Raw genomic sequence first — 19,828 nt, forward strand, 5'->3', positions numbered from 1 at the left:
AAGGAAAAAAATAAAACAAAGGTAAATGGTTTGATTGATTTAATCATTTGATCAATTTTGACTTATTGTATGATATTTACTTCCTTCGATAAAGAAATTCCAAACTTTTTTTTTATGTTTTTCGTTATTCTTTCTGAAAAAGAATAGATCTCCATTCCAGTAGCTTTTCCATAGTTTACTAAAATAATAGGTTTTTTTTCATATATTCCTACATTTCCAATTTTTTTTCCTTTCCATCCTATATTTTCAATTAATGAATTAGCAGATAGTTTTACTTTATGATTAGAAATACTATAACCTGTGATAGTAGGATGTTGATGTTGTAGTTTTTTAAAATCACAAATCCCTACTGTAGGATTGATAAAGAAACTCCCAGCATTTCCAATTTTTTTTGGATTTGGAAGTTTTTTCTGTCTAACATTAAAAATGGCCTGACTTAAATCGTTAAGAGTAGGCATTTTAATATTCATATTTTCTAATTCTTTTTGAATTTCCACATAAGATGTATTTAATTGTTTATATTTCTTTATTAAAAGAAAAAAAACAGATAAAATCAGAAATTTATTTCTATAATGAGGATGCTTAAAGAAAGAGTAACGATATTTGAATTGACATTCTTCACGTGTAAATTCTCTTATTTTTCTATTATAGATTTCATATGCTTGTACTTTTATTAAAGTATCTTTTACTTCTGCTCCATATGCTCCAATGTTTTGAATGGGAGCAGCTCCAACTGTACCAGGAATAAATGATAAGTTTTCTAACCCACTAAATCCTTTTTTAATCGTCCAGTTTACAAATTCATTCCAATTTTCTCCAGCAAAAGCTTGAACAATGACTTGAGAATGATTTTCTTTGATCACTTTCTTTCCTTTTATTCCCATTTTCATGATTAATCCCGGATAATAATTTTTTAAAAAAAGAATATTACTTCCATTTCCTAAAAAAAGTTTTGAAATGGATGGATATATATCAAAAATTTTTAGAATTTCTTCTATACTTTGTACTACTACAAAATAACGAGCATAAACATTTATTCCAAATGTATTAAATTTTTTTAGAGAAAAGTTTTTTTGAATGAACATGTGAAAAATATTTCATAAATACATAAATACAATTTTGTACGTAAATATTGTATGATTAAATTTATCCGTAGTAAATAAAAATAAAATAGAAAATTGTTTTTTTTATGAAAAAAGGAGGAAGTTTTTTTTGGGGCGTCTTTTTAGGAACCATAGCCGGTTTAATAGTGGGAATGATATTATCTACAAAAAAAGAGGAAAAAATCAAAAATATATTAGAAAAAAAAACAGAAGAATTAAGAGATTCCTTACAGGAAATTGGTAAAAAAATTGGAAAAAAAGTGCATAAAATTAAATCAGATTTTGAATCTAAGTGGAAAAAAAATAAAATAGAAAAAATAGATCAAGTAGAAGATGAATTAGGAACTTAAAACTGAATAAGTTTTTTATTGTTTTAAAATGTTCTTTTTTATTAAAAATTTTATCCATAAAAAATGGTGTATTTTTAGAAATGAAGTCATTCAAATATTGATTTCCATCATGACAGAAGTTTTTTTGAATTTTTTATTATTGATATTTTGCATTTTTATTTTTTTTTTAATAAGCCTTTCTTTATGTTTTTTTCTTTCTTTTTATGTTGGAAATTATGTTATTGGATTTGGAATTCTCACTTTTTCATATTTTTTAATTTTTATTGTTACATTTTTTTTTGGTAAAAAAATTACACGATTTTTAATAAAAAATTTATTAAATAAATTTTTTATTAAATTATTTAATAGTAAAAAATAATATTTATGAAAAAATTAGAAATCGTTTATGGAATACATCCATTGATAGAAGCGATTTTAGCTAAAAAAAATATTAGGAAGCTTTTCTTTCAAAGAGGATTGAGACAAACATCAAATGCTTACAAAAAATTAATAAATCTTTCCAAAAAAAAACATATTTCAATTCAATACGTTTCAAAACAAAAATTTTATCAATTGAAAAATAAAAATCATCAAGGAGTTTTTGCTATTCTTTCTCCTATAGAAACGTATCACATAAAAGATTTACTTCCTATATTTTATGAAAAAGGAAAAAATCCCCTTTTGATCATTCTAGATCGAATTCAAGATGTAAGAAATTTCGGATCTATCATACGAACTGCTGCATGCGCAGGAGCAGATGCTATCATTATTCCAAAAAAAAATACAGCGATGATTGGATCTGATGCAATCAAAACTTCTTCAGGTGCTTTATTTAAAGTTCCAATATGTCAAGAAAAAAATCTATTGAACACAATAGATTTTTTGAAGAACTCTGGATTGAAAATTGTTTCTGCTACAGAAAAATCCAATATATATTGGTATAATATTGATTTTTCAGGTCCAACAGCTTTAATACTAGGAAATGAAGAAAAAGGAATTTCTTCCCAATATTTAAAAATTTCCTACGAAAAAGCAAAAATTCCAGCTATAAAAGGAATTTCATCTTTAAACGTATCTGTAGCTTGTGGTGTGATTTTATATGAAATTTTCAGACAAAGAAAATATAAATCTAAAACTCACTTTTAAATTGTTTTAAAAAACGAATATCATTATCAAAATAAATTCTAATATCTTTTATTTTATAAATTATTAGAGCTAAACGTTCAATTCCTAATCCAAAAGCAAATCCAGAATAAATTTCTGAATCAATATTTACGTTTTTCAAAACTTGGGGATCTATCATTCCACAACCCATAATTTCTATCCATTCACTATTGCAATATAGATCTACTTCAGCACTAGGCTCTGTAAATGGAAAATAAGAAGGACGAAATCTCATTTTTGCTTCTCCAAAAAGAGAAGTGATTAAATAATGAATCGTTTGTTTTAAATCAGAAAAAGAAACTTTTTTGTCTATATAAAATCCTTCCGATTGATGAAACATGAAATTGGAACGTGATGAAATGGTTTCATTTCTATATACTTTTCCGATAGACAACACACGAAAAGGCGGACTGTGTTTCTTCATATACCGTATTTGCACAGAAGAAGTATGTGTACGCAACAAAACATCTGGATGTTTGCACAAAAAAAATGTATCTTGCATTTCTCTGGATGGATGAAAAATAGGAATATTTAAAGCTGTAAAATTATGCCAATCATCTTCTATTTCAGGCCCATCTACATAAGTAAATCCAATTTTTATAAAAAGATCTATTATTCTATTTTTTAAAATAGATAGGGGATGTCTGGATCCAATTTCGATCGATGTTCCAGGTATAGTAGGATCGAATTTGAGTCCTTTTTCATTTGAAATCTCATTTTTAGAGTGAAAAATATTTATTTTATTCTGAGCTTCTTTTTTTAACTCATTAATAATTTTTCCATAAATTTTTCTTTTATGAATAGAAATTTTTTTTAATTCTTTAAATAAAATTGTTATAATTCCCTTTTTTTTACCTAAAAATTCAATTCTAAATGTTTCTAAATCATTAGATGTTTTAATATGAAAACATTGGAGATCTTTTTTAATTTTTTCTATTTTTTTTTGATCCATATTTTTTTATTCAATAATATTTTCGTCATTCATATAACGAATAATAGCTTTTTTTATTAAAAATAATTGTTCTTCCGGATTAAAAGGAATCTTATTTTTCAATATATAATGAGGCCATCCTTCCTTATCTTTTCCAAGAAAAAAATAATAACCAAAAGGTTCTAATATTCTACATATTGCAATATGTAGAATATTGATTTTATCTTCTTGATTGAAAAATATATTCTTTCCTTTTCCTAATTCTTGAATTCCTATTATATAAATAATTCCAATTATATCAATTTTTCCTTCTATAGAAAAATTATTTTGTATATATGATATGACTTTATTCCAATTGATATGAAATTCTTGCATACATTTTTTTTTCATTTGATTTAGTTAGTGTATTAAACAAAATAGTAAAATATAGTGATGTTAGATATAATTATTATAATTCTAGTTTTATATGGTGGATATCATGGATATCAAAAAGGATTAATTTCTCAATTATTCATGTTTATGATATTTTTTTTGTTGATTTTCAAAGGTTTTTATGTTTTTGATGTTGTAACAAAAATCTTAACAGAAGTCAATATAGTAAGCAAAAAATCCTATATTTTTATCATTGATTCTATCATAATTTCTATTTTTTCTATTATTTTTATAGCTTTTATAACTAAAAAAATTATAGAATTCATAATGATTATCACATGGATGAAACCTATAGATAGATTGGGTGGTGGAATATTAGGCATGATTAAATATTTTTTTTGTTTTTCTATATGTATTTTCTTTTTAAAAGAAGCAAATAAAAAAATAGATCTTTTTCCTTATCATTTTTTACAACATTCCTTTGAAAAAGAATTTCAATTTTTTTTCTATCAAAAAGGATCTTGTTTTAAACAATTGAAAGAATTATATTTTAAATTTTATGAACTTTAAAAAAAAGATTTTTTCTATATTAGAAAAAGAAGAATTCGAGAATTTGACATGGAATATATTCCATTATCAAATAAAATATAACAAAATTTATAAAATTTATCTTCAATCCTTAGATATAAATCCATTGAAAATAAAAAAAATTTCTGAAATTCCTTTTTTACCTATTTCGTTTTTTAAAACGCATCGTATTTTGAGTAGTAAGAGAACGGATTGTTACGATGGTATTTTTACCAGCAGTGGAACTACTGGGATAAAAAGTAAACATTATGTAAAAAAATTGAGTGTTTATATTGATAGTATTAGAAATAGTTTTGAATTTTTTTATGGTCCAATAGAGAAATTTAAGTTTTTAGGATTTTTTCCTCTATCTCGAAAAGATTCTTCTTTAATTTACATGGTCAAATATTTGATACAAAAAACCCATAAAAATGGAAGTCATTTTGTTCCTTATACTTCTTATAAAGATAGAAAACTGATTTTTAATCAAAATGATAAAAATATTTTCATTTTTGGACTAAGTTTTTCTTTATTGGATTTTATAGAAGAAAATAATCATTTGAAACAAAATAAAAATCAAAACCAAGTCATCATTATGGAAACAGGAGGGATGAAAGGAAAAAGAAAAGAAATCATTAGAGAAGAATTACACGATATTTTAAAAAAATTTTTTTTTGTAAAGGAAATTCATTCAGAATATGGAATGACAGAAATACTTTCTCAAGCGTATGCAAAAAAAAACGGTATATTTCAATGTCCTCCTTGGATGAGAATCTACATAAGAGATCCTGAAGATCCTTTGATACATGTAGATAACAATAAAATAGGAGGAATTGATATTATTGATTTATCAAATTATTTATCTTGTCCTTTTCTTTCTACCGAAGATTTGGGAAAAAAAATTAATGATAATGAATTCGAAGTATTAGGAAGAATGGATTTTTCAGACATGCGAGGATGTAATTTAATGAATCCCTTAAAAAGCTAAAAAAGATGCGTCTTTTTTGGATGAAATATTGTATAATGCATTGTGATACAAGAGAATGATCTCTTCTATGCTTTCCGTCATTTTTTTTGATTGTAAAAGAAGATCCAACATCAAAAAAGTGTTTTTTGTTCCATATTTATTATGTATAATTCCCATAACTTGTTGATTCATTTGTTCCTCAATTTTTTTCAAAATTTTATTTTGTATTGTACAAGAAAATTGAATCTTTTTACAATTTTTATCTGTTGTTATTTTTTTTATGATGTTAAAATGTTCAATCATAAGATGTTCAAGTATTCGTAAATTCTTTTTTTGTTGATATTTTAAAGGTTTATGGCTATTGATTACATGAAACAATGTATGATTCGTAATAATATCTGAAGATTCAATGATTTCTTTAGTTTTGCTGTATATATGTAGATAAAGGATTCCAGCAATCGGTTCTCTATTCTCTGTTTTTCTAATCACTTTAATTAAAGAGTTATGAATATTTGTAAAATTTTTTTTCACTTTTAAAAAATGATTTCGACTCTTTTGAAGAGTTTTTAAATTTTCTTGAGTAATTCCTTCTATACTATTTTTGTAAATATTTTCAATATATTCAAGAATCGGTTTTAGAATCTCTAAGGTTTTGCTTAAAGTGTCCTCTAAAGTTAGATTCACTATTCCAAAAAACGGTTTTTCTTTGATTTTTTGATCTTGCTCCTTATTATTATAATAAGTTTTATAAATTCGGTAAAAAACAAATAAAATCAAACAAATAAGGAAGGAAAGAGCCCATGCTTTCAAAAAGTATAAAAAAGAAGCCGTGATCCCTGCCATAGTAAAGGCCATTATCCCTGTTAAAAACCATCCTCTTATGACTTTTAATACCCCTGAAATTCTATAAACAGCACTTTCTCTATCCCATGCTCTATCGGAAAGAGAAGTACCCATAGATACCATAAAAGTAACAAAAGTAGTAGATAATGGAAGTTTTTGAACTGTAGCTATAGATATCAGTATACTGGATATAGTTAAATTAGCAGAAGCTCTAACCAGGTCAAAAGCAACGTCGTCTTCTTTTTGTATTTCTTTTTGCTTAAAGTTTTTTTCTATTTTAACTAGAAATCTTTTAGGAAACAATATAAAGAAATGATTTCCTAAATATAAAAAAAATCGAACAATTCCTCTAGAAAAAGAATTGGATAAAAATTTTTCTGGTCCTTCATTTTGTCTACTTAAATTCAGTTCTGTACTTGTTATATTTTTGGTTTTTTTGGAACACCAAAGAGTGAAAATCATAATAATTCCTGCAAAAATTAAAACGGAAGATGGGGCCTGTACATTTCCAGATAAACTTTTCATATTGAATTTTTCAGCAGGAGGACTCCCAGATTCTTTCCATATATTATAAGATTGTATACCAGCTATAGGAATTCCGATAAAATTGACTAAATCATTTCCTGCAAAAGCCATAGCTAAAGAAAAAGTGCCATATAATACGACAAATTTTAATATATTATATCCTAAAGAAACAAATATTTTTGCGATAACAGTCCACGTTGAAAATAATATAAGCAAAAAAATCAAAAAATTATGATGAATCCATTTTATGAAATGTTGAATGAATAAAGAAAATCCTGTTAAATTTTCAACCGTAAAACCCTGTAAAGTACTATGCAATCCTCTTACTAACAGAAAATAAGTCATACTGCTCAATGAAATGGCACTCCATATGACCCCTACATATTTTAATCTACTTTCATATTCAAAACTAAATAAAAAACGAATAAAATAGTGAATAAAAGCACCAGAAGTAAAAGAAATGAGAATAGATAAAAAAATTCCTATACTAATGGTGAATGTTTTTTCCGCTTTAATATATAGAGTTAAATGATGAAAGGGTTCATTATTAAATGGAGAAGTCATTTTTATCATGGCTATGCTGAAGGCAGCGCCTAATAAACAAAAAACCATAGATACTGTAGTAGAAGTGGGATATCCTAAAGTATTAAAAACATCCAGTAAAATAATATCGGATATCATAACCGCTAAAAAAATAAAAATAATATCTGAAAAATAGAAATAAGAAGGATCAAAAACTCCTTTTCTTGCTACTTCCATCATTCCACTAGACAAAAAAGCTCCTAATAAAATTCCTAAACTAGCAAAAACCATAATAGTTCTACGAGAAGCCACTTGAGATCCAATAGCAGAATTTAGAAAATTCACGGCATCATTAATTAACCCAACAATAAGATCAAATATAGATAAGAAAAAAAGAACCACTATAATTGAGGAATAAAAAAGTTTCATAATAAGAGGTATTATTGAATTCACAAAAAAACAAAAGTATATTTTTCAGGTTTTTTTTATAATTTTACAATTTTTTTTAAAGATTCTTTAATGAGATTTTCTACAGAAAATTCGGGATTTTTCTCCAAAATATCATCCAAAACTTTTTTAGACTTTTGAGGAGAAAATCCAAGTATACTCAAAGCACTTAAAGCTTCTTTTTTTATTAAGTAAGGATTATTTTCCAATAGTTTCACGTTTTTTTCTTTTTGAGAAAGAATTCCTTTAATAATTTTATCTTTTAGTTCTATAATAATTCTTTGAGCTGTTTTTGTTCCAATTCCTTTAACTTTGTTAAGCACTTTTATATCTTCTTTAGATATAGATTTTTCTATTTCATATGGAGTCATAGAAGATAATAACATGATAGCAGAACTTGGACCTATTCCATTCACGGATATCAAATAAGAAAATATTTTTCTTTCTTTTTTATCAAAAAAACCGTACAATATATGTTTATTTTCTTTGATAAATAGATAAGTATGTATACAAATACATTTTCCTTCTTCTTCTAACAAAGAAGAATAGGTATATGAGGATATATGAATATGATATCCGACTCCATGACAATCTATGATTAAATAAGATTTAGTTTTTTTAACTAACTTTCCTCTTAAGTGTGTTATCACAACAATATGATCTGATCAATTCAATAGATAATAAAACCTAAACAAGTTATTTTTTTCTAAAAAAGATTTGTATGGGGACTCCTATAAAATCAAAGTGAGAACGAATTTTATTTTCAACAAATCTTGTATAAGATTTGTTTATGTATTGAGGAAAATTAGAAAAAAAAATAAATTTTGGCGTGCATGAAGGCAACTGAGTACAATATTTTATAGTTATGAATTTATTTTTTTTCTTAGGAGTAGGAGGTTTTTTTTTCAAAATTGGTAACATAATTTTATTTAAAATATTTGTTTTTAATCTGTGATTACGGAATTTTAAAACATGATAAGCCATGGGAAGAATATCGTGTATTCCATCTTTATTTTTTGCGGATATAAAAAAAATGGGAACATTGTCAAATGGATAAATTTTTTTTCGGATCAAACATTTGTAATCTTCTTGTGTAGAAACATTTTTATTATGAAATAAATCCCATTTGTTAACAAGAATTATAATTCCTTTATGATTTTTTTTCACTAATCTAAAAATATTCATATCCTGTTTTTTCCATCCACAAGCAGCATCTATCATTAAAAAACAAACATCCGCATATTCTATTGTTTTAAACGTTCTCATAGTAGAATAAAATTCAATGTTTTCTCTGATTTTTGATTTTTTTCTGACTCCAGGTGTATCTACTAAAATACATTCATATTTTTTGTAAAATACATCTAGACTATCTCTGGTTGTACCCGAAATATTTGTCACAATGTGATGGTTTTTATTTAAAAAAGAGTTAATCAAAGTTGATTTTCCGACATTAGGACGTCCTACTATTGAAAAACGAGGAATAGATTGGTTTTCCAATATGTTTTCTTTTTGTTTCAAAAATTCCTGTTTGAATATTTCTATTAATTTATCTAGTAATTCTCCCGTACCACTCCCATTTATAGCTGATATATAGTAATATTTTTCAAATCCTAAACGGAAAAAATCTGTATCAGAATATATAGATTTTCCATTATCTACTTTATTCACAACTAATAAAATGATTTTATGACTTTTTCTTAATATTTGAGCAATTTCTCTATCTGCATCTAAGATTCCTATTTTGATATCTATTAAAAATAAAATAATATCAGATTCTTTAATAGCTATGAAAATTTGGTTTCTGATTTCTTTTTCAAGTACATCATTTGTTAAAACAGAAAAACCTCCCGTGTCTATTACAGAAAATTGTACTCCATTCCATTCTGAACTCCCATAAATACGATCTCTTGTCACTCCACTTGTAACATGAACAATTGCTTTTCTTCTTCCTACAAGACGATTAAACAAAGTAGATTTTCCGACATTGGTCCGTCCTACTATAGATACAATATAATTCATTGTTAATAAATTATTCACAAAGGTAGAATTTTTTCATTAGTTTCATTCTTAGATTATTAGTCAAAGTGTATATTCACAAAAAAATAATGCGTTGCGTATAGATATTGTTAGTATAGTGCCTGAAATTTTTCATAGTCCTTTTTCCAATTCTATTATTAAAAGGGCAATTCATAAAGGGGTAATTGATCTTCATGTTCATGATTTACGTAAATATGGTTTAGGAAAACGAAAAAATGTAGATGATTATCCTTATGGAGGCGGATCAGGAATGGTCATTAGAATAGAGCCTGTATATCAATGTTTTTCAAAACTTTTATCAGAAAGAGATTATGACGAAAAAATTTTTATGACTCCTGATGGAAAATTATTTTCACAAAAATATGCTCAATATTTAATTGATAAGAAAAATATTCTGATTCTTTGTGGTCGTTATAAAGGAATTGATCAAAGAATTAGAGATCACTTAATATCCAAAGAAATATCTATTGGAAATTATATTTTATCTGGAGGAGAACTCGCTGCTGCTGTTGTTGTAGAATCTATAGTTAGATTGTTACCTGGAGTAATACAAAATCAAGATTCCATTCTTACAGATTCTTTTTTTCAAAGAGAATCTTTCATAGCTCCTCCCATTTATACTCGTCCAGTGATTTATAAAGGATGGTCTGTTCCAAAAATACTTTTATCTGGACATCATAAAAAAATAAAAGATTGGTTGGATCAAAAATCCATGCAATTTAAACAAAAATCGGATTCTTAGAGGATTCGTCAAAATAGATTTTGCTATAAATTAATCGTTTTATAACTTGATCGATTTGATCAAAATCAAATTCTTTGAGAACATCTTGCATCAAATTTCTAATTTGTGTGTTACACAAATTTCCTATACTTCCTTCATGAGAATAACAACTCTTAGTAAAAGGTTTGAAACATCCATTTTGAATATCTAAACCTACTTTTTGATAAGCTTTCCTAAAAGAATATCCTTTTTCAACAACCAGCTTGTTCACTACTTCTACACTAAACAAGTATTGATACTTTTCATCCTGAAGAATATCCTTTTTTACTGTGATATGATTCAACATATATTGAAACATGAAAAAACATTTTTTTATTTCTTCAAAAATAGGAAAAAATCTTTCTTTAATGATTTGAAAATCTCTATGATATCCGGAACATAAATTAGAAGAAATCAAAGAAATTTCGTTAGGTAACGATGTAATTCTATTACATTTAGCTCGTATTATCTCAAAAACATCTGGATTTTTCTTATGAGGCATAATGCTAGATCCGGTAGTAAGATGATCAGGAAAACTAATAAAATTAAAATTTTGGCTTAAATATAAACAAATATCTTGTGACATTTTACTTAAAGTTCTTGCCAAAGAAGAGATAGATTCTGAAACAATTCTTTCCATTTTTCCACGTCCCATTTGAGCATATACTACATTATAATTTAAATTTTCAAACCCAAGTAAATGGGTTGTCATTTTTCGATTTAAAGGCAAAGAAGATCCATAACCTGCAGCGGAACCTAAAGGATTTTTGTTTACAATACAATATGCGGTTCGCATTAATAGTAAATCATCTATTAAACTTTCTGCATATGCAGCAAACCAAAGACCAAAAGAAGAAGGCATCGCTATTTGATAATGAGTATAACCAGGCATTAATATGTTTTGATGTTGTTCACTTAATTTTAATAATAAATCAAAAAAAGTATAAGTCATGTCTACAATTTCCTTGATTTCTGTACGAACAAAAAGTTTTAAATCCACCAAAATTTGATCATTTCTGGATCTTCCAGTATGGATTTTTTTTCCGACTTCTCCTAAACGATTGGTTAACAAAAATTCGATCTGAGAATGAATATCTTCTATTCCTTCATCTATCTTAAATTTATTTTTTAAAATTTCGTAAACATAAATGTTACGCAATTCCTGAATTAAAATTTTGAAATCTTTTTGATTTAATAATCCTATACTCTTCAACATAATAACATGAGCTATGGTTCCCATAACATCATGTGGGGCTAAAAATAAATCTATTTTTGAATCCTTACTTGAAGTAAAACTTTCGATTTCTTTATTGAAACGAAAATTCGTTTTTTTTTCCCAAATTTTCACGGAATAATATTTTTTCTATCTTTGATGAATTCTAAGATAAAACTATAAATTTTATGTAAAAAATAAAATTCATGGATGTATGAATAAAAAACATAATACAATCAAAGATTATACAGCAGATAGTATTCAATCTCTTGAAGGAATCGAACATATTCGACTCAGACCCTCTATGTATATTGGAGACGTAGGAATTAGAGGTTTACACCATTTAGTTTACGAAGTCATAGATAATTCTGTAGATGAAGCTTTAGCAGGTTTTTGCAATAAAATATGGGTAACCATTCATAAAAATGGATTTATCACTGTACTTGATAATGGACGTGGAATTCCAATAGACGTTCATAAAAAAGAAAAAAAATCGGCTCTAGAAGTCGTAATGACTAAAATTGGAGCAGGTGGTAAATTTGATAAAAATTCTTATAAAGTTTCTGGAGGATTACACGGAGTAGGAATATCTTGTGTCAATGCTCTGTCTGAAAAACTTATAGTTACAATTTATCGTAACAATAAAATTTATCAACAAGAGTATTTTAAAGGAAAAGCCCTTTATTCTGTCAAATGTTTAGGAAAAACTAATCTGCAAGGAACAAAAATTTATTATCTTGCTGATTATTCTATTTTTAATTCCATTATATATCATTATGAAATTTTAGCTAATCGATTAAAAGAATTATCTTTTTTAAATAAAGGTTTGTATTTATTTTTAAAAGATGAAAGAAAAGAGATAAAAGAACATTTTTTTTCTAAAAATGGATTAAGAGAATACCTACCTATTTTAGATAAAAATCAGGAGTCTTTAACCAAAAAAATCCTTTTTATTGAAGGAGAGAAAGATAATACAATTGTAGAAGTCGCAATGCAATACAATACTTCTTTTAAAGAAAAAATTTATTCTTATGTTAACAACATCAATACTAATGAAGGAGGAACTCATCTTTCTGGTTTTCGAAGAGCATTAACAAGAACGTTTAAAAAATATTCAGAGGGTTTTTTATCTCATAAAATAGAATTCACTGGAGATGATCTTCGAGAAGGGATTACAGCTATTATATCTGTGAGAGTAATGGACCCTCAATTTGAAGGACAAACTAAAACAAAATTAAGTAATCACGAAGTGGGAGGCATTGTGGATAAAATTGTGGGAGATGCATTGTATAGTTATCTAGAAGAAAACCCTAGTGATAGAAAAAAAATTTTTGATAAAATTACATTAGCAGCTAAAGCGCGTCAAGCAGCTAAAAAGGCTCGTGAATTAATACAGAAAAAGACTCCTATAAGTAGTATTTTACCTGGAAAACTCGCGGATTGTTCTTTCAATAATCCAGAAGACTGTGAAATTTATTTAGTAGAAGGAGATTCTGCCGGAGGGACAGCTAAACAAGGAAGAGATAGAAAATTTCAAGCTATTTTACCTTTGCGAGGGAAAATTCTAAATGTGGAAAAAGCTATGCAGTATAAAATATTTGAAAATGAGGAAATAAAAAATATATTTACTTCTCTAGGAGTTTCTATTGAAACAGAAGAAGATCAAAAAATATTAAATATCAAAAAACTTAGATATAATAAAATTATTATTATGACAGATGCAGATATAGATGGAAGTCATATTTCTACTTTAATTTTAACATTATTTTTTCGTTATATGAAACCCTTAATAAAAGAAGGATACATTTATATTGCTACACCTCCACTTTATTTTATTCGAAAAGGAAATCATTCTCAATATGCTTGGAATGATCAAGAAAGAGAAACCATTATCCATCAATTAGGAGGGAGAAAATCAGTCAATATACAACGATATAAAGGATTAGGAGAAATGAATGCAGAACAACTTTGGGAAACAACTATGAATCCAAAAAAAAGAACTTTACGTCAAGTAAATATAGACGATGATTCGGAAGCAGACAAAATTTTCTCCATTCTTATGGGAGACGAAGTTCCCCCACGAAGAAATTTTATAGAAAAAAATGCGATACATGCAAAAATTGATGTTTAGTTTGTTTAAAAATTATTAATCGTCGTTATGAATTATATTCAATCAATCCTATTAGGGATCATTGAGGGAATGACAGAATTTTTTCCGATTTCTTCTACAGGACACATGATTCTTGCCGCTTCTATAATGGGAATACTAGAAAATAAAATCACTAATTTATTTCTTATTTCTGTTCAGTTTGGAGCCATTTTATCTGTAATTTTCTTGTATAGAAACAAGTTCTTTTTTCAAAAATTGGATTTTTATCTCAAAATTTTTTTAGCTAGTTTTCCTGTAGGGCTTTTTGGTTTGTTATTGAACAAAATTATCAATTTTTTTTTAGATCAACCACTAATAGTCGCTTTATCTCTTATGATAGGAGGATTAGTGATTGTGAAAGTAGAAATGTTTTATGAAAAAAATTTTTATAATATAAAAAATCATATTACTTACTCAAAAGCTTTTATTATTGGATTATTTCAATGTATGGCTTTAATTCCAGGAGTGTCTAGAAGTGCAACAACCATTGTTGCTTGTATGCTACAAAAAGTGAATAAAATAAAAGCTATTGAATTTTCTTTTTTTTTATCTATACCTGTTATTGGAATTGCTACATGTAAAAAATTATTCGACTATTATTTTCAATCAAATTCTTTCACATTGAAAGATTTAGAATTATTGTTATTAGGAAATATAGTATCTTTTGTAACTGGAATAATAGCTATCAAATGTTTCATAACATATTTAAATAATTTTAAATTATTCGGATACTATAGAATTGTTTTAGGAATTTGTTTTTTTATTGTACATTATTTCATCAAACCGATTGGAAAATTTTGAATCAAAATTTATCAGAATTTAAAAATGGAAAAATATTGTTAGTAGATAAACCATGGGGATGGACTTCTTTTAAGATTGTTAAAAAAATCAGAAGGTATATTCTTAATACTACTAAAGAAAATTTTAAAATCGGACATGCAGGAACTTTAGATCCTTTTGCTACAGGTTTATTAATTGTCCTAACAGGAAAATATACGAAAAAAGTAAATGAAATTCAAAATTATAAAAAAGTTTATACAGGTATTATAAAATTAGGCTGCGAAACCTTATCTTCTGATTCAGAAACAGAAGAGTATAATTTTTCTTCCATTTTGCATATTACTCCTAAATTGATAAAAAAAATATCTAAAAAATTTTTAGGAGAAATAGATCAATATCCTCCATCTTTTTCTGCCTTAAAAACAAAAGGAAAAAGATTCTATGAATATGCTAGAAAAGGAATAAAAATAGTTCGACAATCCAGACGTGTAAAAATTTATAAATTTCATATCCTAAAAATAGGAATTCCCTACATAAAATTTTTTATAGAATGTGGAAAAGGGACTTATATTCGATCTATAGCTCAAGATTTTGGTAAAGCTCTTCGAAGCGGAGCTTATCTACTCTCTTTAAAAAGAGAACGGATAGGAAATTTTTCTATGAATTGTTCTTCTATAGAATTAAAAATTTCAAAAGAATTTCCATGTTATTTATTGGATTAAATTTTTTTATATTTTTGGTTGTACCATGCATGAAATTTTATTTGGTGTTCTTCATTAGTTAATACGCCCTTTTTGACTCCTTCTAATAAATGTTTTTTCAATAAAACACCGGTTTTACAAAAAATGGATTTTACCGTATTGGTAGGTTGTGCCCCTTTCATTAACCAGGATAGAGCATGTTGCATTTTCAATACAGTTGAAGGAGGATCCGTATGGGGATTATAAGTTCCTAATTTTTCAATAAATTTTCCATCTCTCGGAGCACGAGAATCCGCTACAACTATATGATAAATAGGTTTATGTTTTTTTCCAATTCTTTTTAAACGAATTTTTACGGACATAATTATATTAATTTATATTATATATGAAACCTTTTAAGGTTTTTATAGAACAGTAGCCCAAATTTAGATATAATTATCATGTTTTTGAAAAAAAATGGTATATATTTACATTTTTCCATAGACCCGTTGTGTAACGGTAGCACAGCAGATTTTGGTTCTGTTAGTTGGGGTTCGAGTCCCTACGGGTCTGTATGTTCCCTGATTATTGGATTGATTGGATTCTTCATAGAAAAAAATGAGTATTGGAATGAAAATAAAAAAAGAAAAAGTTTTATTAATAGCTTTTTTAAGTGTTTTAGCATATGTCTTTATTCATTTATCAAAATCCTTATTAGGATTAGATAAATTTAATCTTTGTATATTAAGATGTTTCGTGATATCTATTTTCATATTGTATTCGTTTATGAAAAAAGACTTAACTACTTGGATTTTATTATCCATTATCATAGGAATAGAAATGGGATTAGATATGCCAAAAATTGCTGTGGAACTCAGATTTTTATCTCAAATATTTTTGAGATTGATTAAAACTATCATTGCTCCAATATTGTTTTCCACTTTGGTAGTTGGAATAGCCAGTCATTCTAATATTAAACAATTAGGTAGCATGGGATGGAAATCCTTACTATATTTTGAAGTGGTGACAACTTTAGCTTTGTTTATTGGTCTTATTGCAATTAATATATCTCAGGCTGGAGTAGGCATTGTTATGCCTTCAGGAATGACGGAACAACAATTACCGAAAGTAGAAAGTAAAACTTGGCAAGATACAATTCTTCATGTTTTTCCGGAAAATTTTATAAAATCCATCTATCATGGAGATGTATTGCCTATAGTGGTATTTTCCGTTATATTTGGGATATCCATGGTTTTTTTAGAAGATAAAAAACGAAGTCCAATATTACTGTTTGCAGAAAGTATTTCAGAAATCATGTTCAAATTTACTAAAATTATTATGTATTTTGCTCCTATAGGAGTAGGGGCCGCCATTGCTTATACAGTAGGACATATGGGATTGGATATTTTATACAATTTATTTCAATTGTTATTGACTCTTTATATTGCTTTACTTATTTTTTTGATAGTTGTTTTACTTCCTATTCTTTTGTGGATTAAAGTTCCTTTAAAAGGTTTTGTAAAAGCATTAACTGAACCTGTATCACTCGCGTTTGCGACTACAAGTTCCGAATCCGCCTTACCTTTACTTATGGAAAATTTAGAAAAATTAGGTGTTCCCAGAAAAATCATAGCTTTTGTGATTCCTACAGGTTATAGCTTTAACTTAGATGGAACCACTCTTTATTTATCTTTAGCAACTGTTTTTGTTGCACAAGCTTCTGGTATTCCTTTGAGTTTTAGTCAACAAATATTTATAGGACTGACGTTAATTTTAACTAGTAAAGGAGTTGCTGGAGTTCCTAGAGCATCTTTAGTAATTCTTTTGGCGACTGTGTCTTCTTTTGGATTACCAACTTGGCCTATATTAGCTATTATAGGAATAGATGAATTAATGGATATGGCTAGGACTACCGTGAATGTCATAGGAAATGGATTAGCGAGTTGTGTCATAGCTCGTTCTGAAGGAGAATTGGATGAAAAAAAAATGTTAGATTATATTCAAAAAAAGTAAAAATGATTCGTAATTGAATTTTGAAGAAAAAATTTTTTTTTATAGAAAAAAACAATCTTCTATAGTAGACCAACCAAATGGAGTAGTCACAAGCAAGAGTCATTCCAATATCGCTTTAATTAAATACTGGGGAAAACAGAATAATAAAATTCAAATCCCGTTGAATTCGTCTATTAGTTATTCTTTAGGAGAAGTATACACAGTTACACGATTAATTTATAAAGAAAAAAAAAATAGGAATTTCTCTATAAAAATATTCTTTTCAGGAAAAGAAAAAACTAGTTTTCTTCCAAAAATTTTAGAATTTTTTCATAGAATTTCACTTTATTGTTCCTATTTACAAAATTTGAATTTTATTATAGAAACCTATAATACTTTTCCACATAGTAGTGGTATAGCTTCTTCTGCTTCTTCCATGAGTGCTTTAGCATTATGTATCATGAAAATAGAAAAGAAATTAGTTTCCTCTTTAAAAGAAGATTTTTTTTTCAAAAAAGCTTCTTTTTTATCCAGATTAGGTTCTGGAAGTGCTTGCCGATCTATTTATCCTGGACTTGTTGTTTGGGGATGTCATAAATCCATAAAAGAAAGTAATAATCTTTATGCTATACCATATCCATATGAAGTCCATTCCATTTTTACAAAAATAGAAAATACTATTTTAATCATAGATGATAAACCTAAAAAAATTTTGAGTTCAAAAGGTCATCAATTAATGAAAAATCATCCTTATGCTAGAAATAGATTGAAATGTGCTAATAAAAATATGAATAGACTTATATCTATATTAAAAATAGGAGATTTTCAAGAATTTGGAGAATTAATAGAACATGAAGCTTTGACTCTTCATGCCATGATCATGACCTCTCGTCCCTATTGTTTATGGATGAAACCAAATACTCTGAACGTCATTCATACGGTATGGGATTTTAGAAAACATAGTAATAAAAATATTTATTTTACACTAGATGCAGGTGCCAATGTTCATCTTTTATATCCTATTCAAGAAAAAACATTCATCTTAAAATGGATATATAGTGATTTATTTTCTTATTGTAAGAAAATTATAGAAAGTTTTTGTTTGTAGAATTATTAGTTATATTTGTTTTTTTGTATTTTGGTGGACGTAGCTCAGTTGGGTTAGAGCATCAGATTGTGGTTCTGAGGGTCGCCGGTTCGAATCCGGTCGTCCACCCACAACACAAAATTTGTATAATAATTAATTTAATATCTTTTTGATTCTTGTAAAAGCTTCTATGATTTTATATTCTGATGAAGCATAAGAAATTCGTAAACATTCATTATCCCCAAAAGCACTGCCACTAACGGTAGCTACTTGAGCTTTTTCAAGTAAAAATTCAGAAAATTCATATGAATTTTGAATCATTTTTCCATGTAATTTGTTTCCAAAAAAACCTGAAACTTTTGGAAAAATATAAAAAGCTCCATTCGGTTGATAAAATTGAAATCCATCAATTTTTTTTATCATATCCAAAACTAAATTTTTTCTTTTTTCAAACTCTTTGATCATATATTCTATTTTATTGGGGTGAGCTGATAATGCAGTAATAGCAGCTATCTGTGCAATAGAATTAGCACAAGATGTCATCTGTCCCTGTATTTTATCACAAGATTGAGCAATCCATTCTGGAGCTCCAATATATCCAATTCTCCAACCTGTCATAGAAAAAGCCTTAGATAATCCATTCACTGTGATAACTTGATGAAAGATATCAGGAAATATAGCAATACTAGTATGTTTTTCTGAGTAACAAATATGTTCATAGATTTCATCAGAAAGAATCATAATTTGTGGATATTTTTTAAAAACTTCTGATAAATCTTTTAATTCTTTATAAGAATAAACACTTCCGGTAGGATTACAAGGAGTACTGAAAAGAAATAATTTTGTTTTAGATGTAATAGCTTTTTCTAGTTGATATGGATCAATCTTAAAATTGTTCTCCATAACTGTTGGAATTATAACAGGATAAGATTCACAAAACTTTACCATTTGTAAATAACTAACCCAATAAGGAGCGGGAATAATAACTTCATCATCTTTATTCAACAAAGATAAAAGAACATTCATTATAGCTTGTTTGGCTCCGGTAGAAACTACGATTTGAGAAGGAGTATATTGTAATCGATTATCACGGTAGAATTTTTTGCATATTACTTTTTTCAGTTCGAAATATCCGGATACTGGAGTATAATAATGATACCCTTCATCTATAGCTTTTTTCGCAGCGGATAAAACAAAATTAGGAGGGGAAAAATCGGGTTCTCCTAAACTCAAGTTTATAATGTCATAACCTTTATTTTTTAATTTTCTTGCTTTGGATGACATAGCTATGGTTTGTGAATAAGATATATTCTGTAAACGATGAGATAATCTATTTTTCATAGAAATTTTTATTGGAATT

General features: G+C 26.9%; 19 protein-coding genes and 2 tRNA genes. 12 read left to right on the plus strand and 9 right to left on the minus strand.

The features are described from left to right. Positions 1–62: 62 nt before the first annotated feature. Positions 63–1,085, minus strand: coding sequence for a UDP-N-acetylmuramate dehydrogenase (gene murB, locus H0H57_RS01340; RefSeq protein WP_185864034.1), 1,023 nt, complete (start codon positions 1,083–1,085; stop codon positions 63–65). Positions 1,086–1,189: 104 nt separating this feature from the next. Between murB and H0H57_RS01345 the strand changes: the two genes are divergently transcribed. After that, positions 1,190–1,453 (plus strand): YtxH domain-containing protein, encoded by a 264-nt coding sequence (locus H0H57_RS01345; protein ID WP_185864035.1) that lies wholly within the window; start codon positions 1,190–1,192, stop codon positions 1,451–1,453. 363 nt (positions 1,454–1,816) lie between these two features. Beyond that, a complete protein-coding gene (gene rlmB, locus H0H57_RS01350; RefSeq protein WP_185864036.1) occupies positions 1,817–2,578 on the plus strand; it encodes a 23S rRNA (guanosine(2251)-2'-O)-methyltransferase RlmB in 762 nt (253 codons plus the stop codon). Here rlmB and pheS read toward each other — a convergent pair. Together pheS and H0H57_RS01360 are read right to left on the minus strand one after the other, a co-directional pair. Next, positions 2,562–3,548 (minus strand): phenylalanine--tRNA ligase subunit alpha, encoded by a 987-nt coding sequence (gene pheS / locus H0H57_RS01355; protein ID WP_185864037.1) that lies wholly within the window; start codon positions 3,546–3,548, stop codon positions 2,562–2,564. The genes rlmB and pheS overlap by 17 nt on opposite strands. A gap of 6 nt (positions 3,549–3,554) precedes the next feature. Next, positions 3,555–3,917 (minus strand): hypothetical protein, encoded by a 363-nt coding sequence (locus H0H57_RS01360; RefSeq protein WP_185864038.1) that lies wholly within the window; start codon positions 3,915–3,917, stop codon positions 3,555–3,557. Between the two features lie 42 nt (positions 3,918–3,959). On the opposite strand from H0H57_RS01360, the gene H0H57_RS01365 reads away from it, so the two are divergent. Both H0H57_RS01365 and H0H57_RS01370 read left to right on the plus strand, forming a co-directional pair. Next, positions 3,960–4,469, plus strand: a complete 510-nt coding sequence (locus H0H57_RS01365) for a CvpA family protein (RefSeq protein WP_185864039.1) — start codon at positions 3,960–3,962, stop codon at positions 4,467–4,469. Beyond that, positions 4,459–5,454 (plus strand): LuxE/PaaK family acyltransferase, encoded by a 996-nt coding sequence (locus H0H57_RS01370; RefSeq protein ID WP_185864040.1) that lies wholly within the window; start codon positions 4,459–4,461, stop codon positions 5,452–5,454. The genes H0H57_RS01365 and H0H57_RS01370 overlap by 11 nt, the downstream gene beginning before the upstream one ends. Here the strand turns inward: H0H57_RS01370 and H0H57_RS01375 are convergent. The 3 genes from H0H57_RS01375 to der are packed head-to-tail and all read right to left on the minus strand — an operon-like array spanning position 5,443 to position 9,789. Continuing rightward, positions 5,443–7,752: an inorganic phosphate transporter gene (locus H0H57_RS01375; RefSeq protein WP_185864083.1), complete on the minus strand. Its 2,310-nt coding sequence runs from the start codon at positions 7,750–7,752 to the stop codon at positions 5,443–5,445. The two genes, H0H57_RS01370 and H0H57_RS01375, sit on opposite strands and share 12 nt — an antisense overlap. Positions 7,753–7,808: 56 nt before the next feature. Further along, complete coding sequence (gene ruvA, locus H0H57_RS01380; RefSeq protein WP_185864041.1) at positions 7,809–8,420, minus strand: Holliday junction branch migration protein RuvA; 612 nt, start codon at positions 8,418–8,420, stop codon at positions 7,809–7,811. A 46-nt stretch (positions 8,421–8,466) separates the two neighbouring features. Next, the gene (gene der / locus H0H57_RS01385; protein WP_185864042.1) at positions 8,467–9,789 is read right to left on the minus strand and encodes a ribosome biogenesis GTPase Der; all 1,323 of its coding nucleotides are present in this window, start codon (positions 9,787–9,789) and stop codon (positions 8,467–8,469) included. 91 nt (positions 9,790–9,880) lie between these two features. On the opposite strand from der, the gene trmD reads away from it, so the two are divergent. Further along, on the plus strand, positions 9,881–10,549 hold the full coding sequence (trmD, locus tag H0H57_RS01390; RefSeq protein WP_185864043.1) for a tRNA (guanosine(37)-N1)-methyltransferase TrmD: 669 nt from the start codon (positions 9,881–9,883) through the stop codon (positions 10,547–10,549). Here the strand turns inward: trmD and argH are convergent. Continuing rightward, entirely contained in the window at positions 10,527–11,915 is a 1,389-nt protein-coding gene (argH, locus tag H0H57_RS01395; protein WP_185864044.1) for an argininosuccinate lyase, read from the minus strand. The two genes, trmD and argH, sit on opposite strands and share 23 nt — an antisense overlap. Before the next feature lie 79 nt (positions 11,916–11,994). On the opposite strand from argH, the gene gyrB reads away from it, so the two are divergent. Genes gyrB through truB form a run of 3 tightly spaced genes read left to right on the plus strand, consistent with a single transcriptional unit; the run spans position 11,995 to position 15,431 of the window. Next, a complete protein-coding gene (gene gyrB, locus H0H57_RS01400) occupies positions 11,995–13,911 on the plus strand; it encodes a DNA topoisomerase (ATP-hydrolyzing) subunit B (RefSeq protein WP_185864045.1) in 1,917 nt (638 codons plus the stop codon). A 27-nt stretch (positions 13,912–13,938) separates the two neighbouring features. Next, entirely contained in the window at positions 13,939–14,730 is a 792-nt protein-coding gene (locus tag H0H57_RS01405) for an undecaprenyl-diphosphate phosphatase (protein ID WP_185864046.1), read from the plus strand. Further along, on the plus strand, positions 14,727–15,431 hold the full coding sequence (gene truB, locus H0H57_RS01410) for a tRNA pseudouridine(55) synthase TruB (RefSeq protein ID WP_185864047.1): 705 nt from the start codon (positions 14,727–14,729) through the stop codon (positions 15,429–15,431). The genes H0H57_RS01405 and truB overlap by 4 nt, the downstream gene beginning before the upstream one ends. Here truB and rpsP read toward each other — a convergent pair. Continuing rightward, positions 15,428–15,772 carry a 30S ribosomal protein S16 gene (rpsP, locus tag H0H57_RS01415; protein WP_185864048.1) on the minus strand — a complete coding sequence of 115 codons (345 nt, stop codon included), beginning with the start codon at positions 15,770–15,772 and terminating at the stop codon, positions 15,428–15,430. The two genes, truB and rpsP, sit on opposite strands and share 4 nt — an antisense overlap. A gap of 119 nt (positions 15,773–15,891) precedes the next feature. Between rpsP and H0H57_RS01420 the strand changes: the two genes are divergently transcribed. The 4 genes from H0H57_RS01420 to H0H57_RS01435 all read left to right on the plus strand — a co-directional run bounded on the left by H0H57_RS01420 (position 15,892) and on the right by H0H57_RS01435 (position 18,597). Continuing rightward, a tRNA-Gln gene (locus H0H57_RS01420) sits at positions 15,892–15,962 on the plus strand. A 45-nt stretch (positions 15,963–16,007) separates the two neighbouring features. Further along, the gene (locus tag H0H57_RS01425) at positions 16,008–17,402 is read left to right on the plus strand and encodes a dicarboxylate/amino acid:cation symporter (RefSeq protein ID WP_185864049.1); all 1,395 of its coding nucleotides are present in this window, start codon (positions 16,008–16,010) and stop codon (positions 17,400–17,402) included. Between the two features lie 13 nt (positions 17,403–17,415). After that, positions 17,416–18,489 carry a diphosphomevalonate/mevalonate 3,5-bisphosphate decarboxylase family protein gene (locus H0H57_RS01430; protein ID WP_238784338.1) on the plus strand — a complete coding sequence of 358 codons (1,074 nt, stop codon included), beginning with the start codon at positions 17,416–17,418 and terminating at the stop codon, positions 18,487–18,489. Between the two features lie 33 nt (positions 18,490–18,522). Further along, positions 18,523–18,597: transfer RNA gene (locus H0H57_RS01435), tRNA-His, on the plus strand. A gap of 24 nt (positions 18,598–18,621) precedes the next feature. On the opposite strand, the gene H0H57_RS01440 is transcribed toward H0H57_RS01435, so the two are convergent. Next, the gene (locus H0H57_RS01440) at positions 18,622–19,809 is read right to left on the minus strand and encodes a pyridoxal phosphate-dependent aminotransferase (RefSeq protein ID WP_185864050.1); all 1,188 of its coding nucleotides are present in this window, start codon (positions 19,807–19,809) and stop codon (positions 18,622–18,624) included. Positions 19,810–19,828 lie beyond the last annotated feature (19 nt).

Source organism: Blattabacterium cuenoti (assembly GCF_014251755.1).
Classification (GTDB): Bacteria; Bacteroidota; Bacteroidia; order Flavobacteriales; family Blattabacteriaceae; genus Blattabacterium; species Blattabacterium cuenoti_AN.

What these genes read in the sequence shown, in the direction of transcription:
- H0H57_RS01440 (WP_185864050.1), bottom strand. Translation starts at nt 19,809, where the DNA reads ATGAAAAATAGATTATCTCATCGTTTACAGAATATATCTTATTCACAA.
- rlmB (WP_185864036.1), top strand. Translation starts at nt 1,817, where the DNA reads ATGAAAAAATTAGAAATCGTTTATGGAATACATCCATTGATAGAAGCG.
- H0H57_RS01425 (WP_185864049.1), top strand. Translation starts at nt 16,008, where the DNA reads ATGAGTATTGGAATGAAAATAAAAAAAGAAAAAGTTTTATTAATAGCT.
- H0H57_RS01375 (WP_185864083.1), bottom strand. Translation starts at nt 7,752, where the DNA reads ATGAAACTTTTTTATTCCTCAATTATAGTGGTTCTTTTTTTCTTATCT.
- H0H57_RS01405 (WP_185864046.1), top strand. Translation starts at nt 13,939, where the DNA reads ATGAATTATATTCAATCAATCCTATTAGGGATCATTGAGGGAATGACA.
- rpsP (WP_185864048.1), bottom strand. Translation starts at nt 15,772, where the DNA reads ATGTCCGTAAAAATTCGTTTAAAAAGAATTGGAAAAAAACATAAACCT.
- H0H57_RS01360 (WP_185864038.1), bottom strand. Translation starts at nt 3,917, where the DNA reads ATGAAAAAAAAATGTATGCAAGAATTTCATATCAATTGGAATAAAGTC.
- murB (WP_185864034.1), bottom strand. Translation starts at nt 1,085, where the DNA reads ATGTTCATTCAAAAAAACTTTTCTCTAAAAAAATTTAATACATTTGGA.
- H0H57_RS01365 (WP_185864039.1), top strand. Translation starts at nt 3,960, where the DNA reads ATGTTAGATATAATTATTATAATTCTAGTTTTATATGGTGGATATCAT.
- H0H57_RS01345 (WP_185864035.1), top strand. Translation starts at nt 1,190, where the DNA reads ATGAAAAAAGGAGGAAGTTTTTTTTGGGGCGTCTTTTTAGGAACCATA.
- pheS (WP_185864037.1), bottom strand. Translation starts at nt 3,548, where the DNA reads ATGGATCAAAAAAAAATAGAAAAAATTAAAAAAGATCTCCAATGTTTT.
- der (WP_185864042.1), bottom strand. Translation starts at nt 9,789, where the DNA reads ATGAATTATATTGTATCTATAGTAGGACGGACCAATGTCGGAAAATCT.
- gyrB (WP_185864045.1), top strand. Translation starts at nt 11,995, where the DNA reads ATGAATAAAAAACATAATACAATCAAAGATTATACAGCAGATAGTATT.
- H0H57_RS01370 (WP_185864040.1), top strand. Translation starts at nt 4,459, where the DNA reads ATGAACTTTAAAAAAAAGATTTTTTCTATATTAGAAAAAGAAGAATTC.